Origin of the sequence: Mesorhizobium sp. B1-1-5 (genome assembly GCF_006443065.1) — a bacterium.
GTDB lineage: Bacteria > Pseudomonadota > Alphaproteobacteria > Rhizobiales > Rhizobiaceae > Mesorhizobium.
In genome coordinates, this window is sequence record NZ_VFWS01000177.1 from 1 (window position 1) to 7,688 (window position 7,688).

The window sequence follows — 7,688 nt, forward strand, 5'->3', positions numbered from 1 at the left end:
GGCACGCCGAAATTGGTGTACTGATAGGTGAGCTCGCGGTCGCGGGCGTTGTAGGCCGCTTCCGAAATGCCCCAGGGCACGTTCTTGGAACGCGCATACTGGATCTGGCGCTTGATGATGAGCTTGCTGGTCTGGTTGAGGATCGAGCCCTGCGGCTCCTTCATGACCAGCGGCGGCATCAGATACTCGAACATCGAGCCCGACCAGGACATCAGCGCGCCCTGGAAGCCGATCTCGACGATCGGCCGTCCCAGACGGAACCAGTGCTCGGTCGGCAGGTCGCCCTTGGCGATGGCGAACAGGCTGGTGAGCCGTGCTTCGGAAGCAAGCAGGTCGTAGCAGCTCTCGTCGAGCTGGCGCTCCTCGACGCGGTAACCGATCGAGAGCAGCTTGCGCTCCTGCCGCATCAGGAAGGAGAAATCCATCTCGAAGGCGTAGCGGCGACAGCGCTCGCGCAAGGCGAGCAGCTTGGCGCGCAGAGCGGCGACAGCGCTATCGTCATTGTGCGAGTCGTGCACATGCGCCTCGCAGGTCGCTTCCAGCCTGGCCGCCCAGTCGGCGATGACATCGCTCTTCGGCGACGCCGCCTCGGTGTGGATGGCGGTGGCGAGCTTGCGGATCTCGCCGGCCAGCACCGCAAGGTTGATGGTGCGGATCGACGCCATCTCAGGCTGCGCCTTGATGGTCGCCACAGCGCGGCGCATGCCGTCGAGACGGTCGGCAAGGCGCTGGCGCAGCGGCCGCAGCTGCCGGCGGTCGTCCGGCAGCTCGTCCAGGCTCTCATCGAGAATGGTGACGGTGTCGATGATGCCTTCGAAATCGCCTTGTAGATGCACGGAAGGCGCTTCGGCCCATTCGGCGCAGGACGCCGCCACCGCGACGAGATGTCCAGCGAGATTGCCGCTGTCGACCGCGGAGATGTAGAGCGGATAGAGCGGCTTCAGCGTCGTCGTGTCGTACCAGTTGTAGAGATGGCCGCGGTCGCGCGGCATGTTCTCGATGGTCGTCATCGTGGCGTCGATGCGGGTGATGGCGTCCGACAGGCTGATCCAGCCGAAATCGCGCGCCGACACCACCGACAGAAGATAGACGCCAATATTGGTCGGCGAGGTGCGCGGCGCCACAACCGGCGCCGGGCTTTCCTGGAAATTATCCGGCGGCAGGTGATGCTGCTCGGCCGTCACGAAGGTCTCGAAATAATGCCAGGTGCGGCGCGCGAAGGTGCGCAGCGCGTGGATGTCGGCGGTCGAGATACGCAGCCTGTCCTCGGTCTCGGCCGAGCGGCTGATCCAGCAGGCGACGGCGGGCGAAGCGATCCAGAAGATGGCGAAGAAGAAGGCGACGAAGGCGCCGGTGGAATCGGCCAGCACCGGAATCGCTAGGCCGACGACGCCGATGATCACCGCGCCATACATCATGCCGTAATAGGCGCCGAGATCGTTGCCGCCCTTGGCGGCTTGCGAGGCGGTACGCCATTCCAAAAGATTTTGCCGGCTGACGAAGAGCCGGTAGATGGTGCGGATGATGGCATCGCCCATCATCCAGGCGAGATGCGCCATCAAAAGCACTTTCAACGCCACGAGCGCGGTGCCGAACACGGTATCGCGGGCCAAGGCGGAGAAATGGCCGCGCGGCGTCTGGTCGCCACTCTTCGGCAGGATGCCGTTCACGATGTCGAAGGTCGGCGCCATGAACAGGCTGAGGATCATAAGAGCCTGCCACTGCGCGGCCTGGGTGAAGGGCAGCAGCGTCCAGCCGGCGACGCAGGCCATGACCCAGAAGATCGGGGTGACCGAGCGGCGCAGATTGTCGACCATCTTCCAGCGCGACAGCGCAGGCACGCCGGAGCGCGGGTCGAAGATATGGCCGAGCAACTGCCAGTCGCCGCGGGCCCAGCGGTGATGGCGCGAGGCGTCGACCGAGTAGCGGGTCGGATAGTCCTCGACCAGCTCGACGTCGGTGACCAGCGCGGCGCGCGCCAGCGCGCCTTCGAGCAGGTCGTGGCTGAGGATGGTGTTTTCGTCGATGCGACCCTTCAGAGCCGCTTCGAAGGCGTCGACATGGTAGAGGCCCTTGCCGGTGAAGGAGCCGTCGCCGAAGACGTCCTGGTAGAGGTCGGAGACCGCGAAGACATAGGGGTCGAGGCCGCGATTGGCAGAGAAGACGCGCTGGAAGAAGGAGGCATCGTCGCCGCTGGTGAGTGAAGCGGTGATGCGCGGCTGCAGGATGGTGTAGCCGGCGGTGACGACGCACTTGACCGGATCGAAATGCGGGCGGTTCAGCGGATGGGCGAGCTTGCCGACCAGGTCCGAAACCGCGTCGCGCGTGGTGCGCGTGTCGGCGTCGAGCGTCATCACATAGACGACGTTTTCCGGCAGCGGCACGTCGAGCGGCAGGAAGGTAGTATCGCTGTCGCCGCGCAAAAGAAGGTTCAGCTCATGCAGCTTGCCGCGCTTGCGCTCCCAGCCCATCCAGCAGCCCTGCGCCTGGTTATAGAGCCGGCGCCGGTGCAAGAGGTAGAAGCGCGGCGAACCTTCGGACGGATAGCGGGCGTTGAGCCTGGCGATCTCGTCGCGGGCATATTGCAGGATCTCGATGTCGGCGACGTCGATCTCGGTCTTGGAATCCGGCCAGTCGGACAACAGCGCGAAACGGATCTCGTCCGCCGTGTTGGCGAGGTGGTGCACCTCGATGTTGCGGATGTTTTCCTCGACGTCGTCGCGCGAGCCGATCAGCGAAGGCACCACGACCAAGGTGCGCGATTTGGCCGGGATGCCGTGCTTGTTGTAATCGTAGCCGACAAGCCTGGTCGGCTTCAGGAACAGCGCTACCACGGTGTTGAAGAAGGCCAGCGCGCCTTCGCTGGCCGGAACGGCAAACAGCGCCAGCATCAGCGTGATCGATTCCACCGACAGGCCGAGATTGACGAGCGCTTTGCCCGACAGCACCAGCAGCAGCGCCGTCAAAAGGAAAACCGGCACGACGATGCCCAGCCAGCCGGCGCTGGCAAAGCCTCGCTTGAAGGTCACGTAGAAAGGCGGCCGGTAGCCGATCGCCCTTTCCAGTTCCTGCCGGCGCGGCCCGACCAGGAAGAAGCCGACATCGGTGTGCACGTCGGGGTCGGCGGTTTCGGGCACGCCGGACGCATCGGTGAGGCCGGGCGTGTGGCCAGCAAGCTCGATCGCCTTTTCGGCGACGCGGTATTCGGAGAGATGCGAGCGGCGCGCCAGCTGCTCGATCGCGGTGCGGTACTGGTCGCGCGAGAAGAAATCGAGGTTGGCGAAATCGGTCTTTTCGCGCAGCAGCGTGTCGATGCGGCTGACGCCCTCGAACCAGACCGTCCAGTCGACGTCATTGATGAGGCGCAGACCGCGAATGATGTTGCCGGTGGTGACATTGCCGCTAGAGAGCGTCTGATGCTCGGAGATGATGATCTCCTCGGCATCGGAACCGGTCTTTTCCAGCTCGCCTTCCAGCCATTCCAGCGCGCGGCCGGCGTTCTGCGACCCGTCGCGCAGGCGGTAGAGCAGCTGGGTGGCGAAGGTGGTGTCCTGCGCATGCGCGCTGTAGTTGGACAGGATCCTGGTGCGGTCGGCATTGTCGTCGGTCGCGAGAACCCGGTCGGCGACCTCGTTGGCGACATGGCGCATCTGCCTGGTGCGGTCGACGCGAACGGCGATGCGGCGCAGGTTCTCGATCAGCACGAAACGCAGCAGCGACGGCAGCGCCCAGAGTTCGCCGATCTTCATCGGCTCGACCGACTGGAAGCCCTCGACGATTGCCTTGAACATGCTGGCGGAGACCGAGCTGTCGGAATGCTCGACATAGCTCCAGGCAACGACGAAGGCGCGCGGCAAGACGGTGCCGTTGCCGAGCGTGAGCGTCGGCAACTGCCGATAGAAGCGGCGCGGCAGGTCGCGCTTGACCTGGAAGATGGTCTCCTCGACAAGGTAGTTGTTGTCGAGCAGCCATTGCGCGGCCGGCGTGATGGTCTCGCCCTTGGCCTGGGCGGCATTGGTCGAGCGGTAGACTTCGAGAATCTTCTTGGCGCTGTCGCGGATGCGGGTGTGGAACTCGAACGGGGCGAGGCCGAACAATTCCTTGACTTCACCGTTGGCGAGCCCGACGCCCAAGGCGCGCAGCCGGTCCTCAGGCAGGAAATTGGAGCGTATCGGCGCTTCCGTCGCCGCCGGGAAACCGGCGCTTGTCAGTTCAATCTTGTTCGGGTTCGTCTGAATGTTCATTGAAAATTCCGTAAGGCGGGCGCAATGCGGCGTCACCGCCACGGCAATGCCCCTAAAACCGGATCAATTGCAATTGGTTGCATGACTGGTTGGCCGAAAGTTTGTTCTGCGCACCACAACAGGGGCGTGCCCTTTCGACAGCTCGTGGGCGAACGCCCCTCGCTCTCCGCCCCGGTTGGATCAGGGCAAGGATTCAGGCTTTTTCGTGGTACATGCAAGGGGCCGGGCGATAATTCGCCCAACCCGCGATCATGTTTGGCAACAGCCGTTAATGGTTGGCGGCGAGGCGGTGGAGCCCGATCACGAAAAGCGGGCCCTGCCCCTTGGGCTGAAGCCGCAATTCCGGGCTGTCGCGGTCGAGGATCAGCGTGTCGAGCGGTCCGAGGCTCGGCCCAGCGTCCGTGAGCAGCGTGGCGCCGGCGCCGACGGCAAGAACGAGGGTGGTGTCGGCGCGCGGCGCAATGCGAACCTCGCTGGAGAGGGATCGGCGCTCGACGCTATGGGTCATGCGGCCACGGCGGGTCATGATGTTGAGATCGGTGATCGGGCCGCCGATCAGCGCCGCGCCGGTAGGCACGTCGCCAGGAAAGGCGAGCGGCGCTGAGGCCGTGGTCAGCCGCGCCGGCGGCCGGCCGGCAATGTCGAGAATGATCCCCTCGCCTTCCAGCACCGACAATGTTCGATCTATGCCTGCGAAGCTTGAGAATGGCCCGCTGGTCTCGACGCGGGCCATCGAGACGCGCCAGTCGAAATCGTCGAACCCGGCGCCGCCGGGCGAAACGGCGATTTCGGTCGTGGTGCCGCCGCCATTCTTCCACGGCATGACGCGGTAATCGGCGGCACGAAGGATGCGCATCTGGCTCAGCCCAGGATGCCCGGCAGGTTCAGCTGGTGCTCCTTGGCGCACTGGATGGCGATGTCGTAGCCGGCATCGGCATGTCGCATCACGCCTGTCGCCGGATCGTTCCACAACACGCGTTCCAGGCGCTTTGCCGCGTCAGCCGTGCCGTCGGCGACGATGACCATGCCGGCATGCTGCGAGAAGCCCATGCCGACGCCGCCGCCATGGTGCAGCGACACCCAGGTGGCGCCGGACGCGGTGTTGAGCAGCGCGTTGAGCAGCGGCCAGTCGGAAACGGCGTCGGAGCCGTCCTTCATCGCTTCGGTCTCGCGGTTCGGCGAGGCGACCGAGCCGGAATCGAGATGGTCGCGGCCGATGACGACCGGCGCCTTGAGTTCGCCCTTGGCGACCATTTCGTTGAAGGCGAGACCGAGCCGGTGGCGATCGCCGAGGCCGACCCAGCAGATGCGCGCCGGCAATCCCTGGAACGAGATGCGCTCGCGCGCCATGTCGAGCCAGTTGTGCAGATGCGTGTTGCCGGGGGTGAGTTCGCGCACCTTGGCGTCGGTCTTGTAGATATCTTCCGGATCACCCGAGAGAGCGGCCCAGCGGAACGGGCCGATGCCGCGGCAGAACAGCGGCCGGATATAGGCCGGCACGAAGCCCGGGAATGCAAAGGCGTTCTCGAAACCCTCGTCCTTGGCGACCTGGCGGATGTTGTTGCCGTAGTCGAGCGTCGGTACGCCGGCGTTCCAGAACGCCACCATCGCCTCGACATGCTCGCGCATCGAGGCGCAGGCGGCCTTCTCGACGGCTTTCGGATCCGAGATGCGCTTCTCGCGCCACTCGGCCATCGTCCAGCCCTTCGGCAGATAGCCGTTGATCGGGTCATGCGCCGAGGTCTGGTCGGTGAGGATGTCGGGGCGGATGCCGCGCCTGAACATCTCAGGCACGATCTCGGCGGCGTTGCCGAGCAGGCCGACCGATTTTGCTTCGCCGGCCTTGGTCCAGCGATTGATCATCTCCATCGCTTCGTCGAGCGTCTCGGCCTTCTCGTCGACAAAGCGCGTGCGCAGGCGGAAATCGATCGAGTCCGGATTGCACTCGATCGTGAGGCAGGAAGCGCCGGCCATGACGGCCGCCAGAGGCTGGGCGCCACCCATGCCGCCAAGGCCGCCGGTGAGAATCCACTTGCCCTTGAGGTCGCCATTATAATGCTGGCGGCCGGCCTCGACGAAGGTCTCGTAGGTTCCCTGAACGATGCCTTGCGTGCCGATATAGATCCAGGAGCCGGCCGTCATCTGGCCGTACATCATCAGGCCCTTCCTATCGAGCTCGTTGAACTTCTCCCAGGTTGCCCAGTGCGGCACGATGTTTGAGTTGGCGATGAGCACGCGCGGCGCGTTGGAATGTGTCTTGAAGACGCCGACCGGCTTGCCCGACTGCACCAGCAGCGTCTCGTCCTCGTCCAGCGTCTTAAGCGAAGCGACGATGCGGTCAAAGTCGTTCCAGGTGCGCGCCGCCCTGCCGATGCCGCCATAGACGACGAGCTCGTTCGGGTTCTCGGCGACCTCGGGATCGAGATTGTTCATCAGCATGCGCAGCGGCGCTTCTGTCGTCCAGTAACGGGCGTTGAGCTTGTCGCCGCGGGGGGCGCGCACTTCACGTATGTTGTGACGAGGATCGGTCATCATTGTCCCTTTCAAGCAAGGCGGGCAGCGCGTCAGCGCCCGGCCCAGTCAATGGCGGTTTCGAGGATTGTTTTCAGCGTGGCGCGGATCGGCGCGGCGTAGCTTGGGTCGTAAGGCACCGGCCAATTTTCCGGCGAACCTTTTTCGGCAGGCTCGCGCATGTAGCCGCGGTTGGAGAGTTCCATCTGCAGCGCATGCACGCCGTTCCCGGGCTGGCCGAAGCTTCTGGTGATCCAGCCGCCTTTGAAGCGGCCGTTGACCACCCAGGTCTCGCCGGTCGCGGCCAGGACGGCGGCCACTTTTTCCTGCAGCACGGGATCGGCGCTCTTGCCGTCATTCGTGCCGAGATTGAAGACCGGCAGCGTGCCGTCGAACAGCCGCGGCAGCACCGAGCGGATCGAATGGCAGTCATAGAGCACGATCTTGTCATGCATTCCGCGCAGCCGGTCGATCTCGGCCTGCAGGGCGCCATGGTAAGGCTCGAAATAGGTCTCGCGGCGCTGGTCGACCTCGGATGGGCTCGGCTCCTCGCCCATGCGGTAGAGCGGATCGCCGTCAAAAGTGTCTGTCGGGCAAAGGGTGGTCGTCGCCTGCCCGGGATAGAGCGAGACGCCGGACGGATCGCGGTTGACGTCGATAACGGTACGCGAGATGGCGGTGTGCACGACCGTGGCGCCGAGGTCGGCGGCGAAATCATAGAGCTTGTCGATCCACCAGTCGCAGTCGCGCCGCCCGAGCCAGGTCGAGACGAGGCGCGAGTCGAGGCCGGCGAGGTCGATGCCGGTGTGCGGGATCGAAACCAGCAGCGGCGCTGTGCCCTGGGTGACGGTGAGCCAGGACGGGGTCATGCGAGACCTCCGCAGGTTGGAGTTCTACGGCGCCCCCCTCTGTCCTGCCGGACATCTCCCCCAC

General features: G+C 64.9%; 3 protein-coding genes and 1 pseudogene. All 4 read right to left on the bottom strand.

Features of this window, described 5'->3' with window-relative positions:
• A pseudogene (locus FJ980_RS28420) lies at positions 1–4,244 on the bottom strand (protein ndvB); the annotation flags it as partial.
• Between the two features lie 268 nt (positions 4,245–4,512).
• Positions 4,513–5,100, bottom strand: coding sequence for a HutD family protein (locus tag FJ980_RS28425; protein ID WP_140546971.1), 588 nt, complete (start codon positions 5,098–5,100; stop codon positions 4,513–4,515).
• Between the two features lie 5 nt (positions 5,101–5,105).
• Positions 5,106–6,779 (bottom strand): urocanate hydratase, encoded by a 1,674-nt coding sequence (gene hutU / locus FJ980_RS28430; RefSeq protein ID WP_181181326.1) that lies wholly within the window; start codon positions 6,777–6,779, stop codon positions 5,106–5,108.
• Between the two features lie 29 nt (positions 6,780–6,808).
• Positions 6,809–7,624: an N-formylglutamate deformylase gene (hutG, locus tag FJ980_RS28435; RefSeq protein ID WP_140546972.1), complete on the bottom strand. Its 816-nt coding sequence runs from the start codon at positions 7,622–7,624 to the stop codon at positions 6,809–6,811.
• Positions 7,625–7,688: the final 64 nt, after the last annotated feature.

Coding starts and splice junctions, on each gene's coding strand:
- FJ980_RS28425 (WP_140546971.1), bottom strand. CDS start 5,100: ATGCGCATCCTTCGTGCCGCCGATTACCGCGTCATGCCGTGGAAGAAT.
- hutU (WP_181181326.1), bottom strand. CDS start 6,779: ATGATGACCGATCCTCGTCACAACATACGTGAAGTGCGCGCCCCCCGC.
- hutG (WP_140546972.1), bottom strand. CDS start 7,624: ATGACCCCGTCCTGGCTCACCGTCACCCAGGGCACAGCGCCGCTGCTG.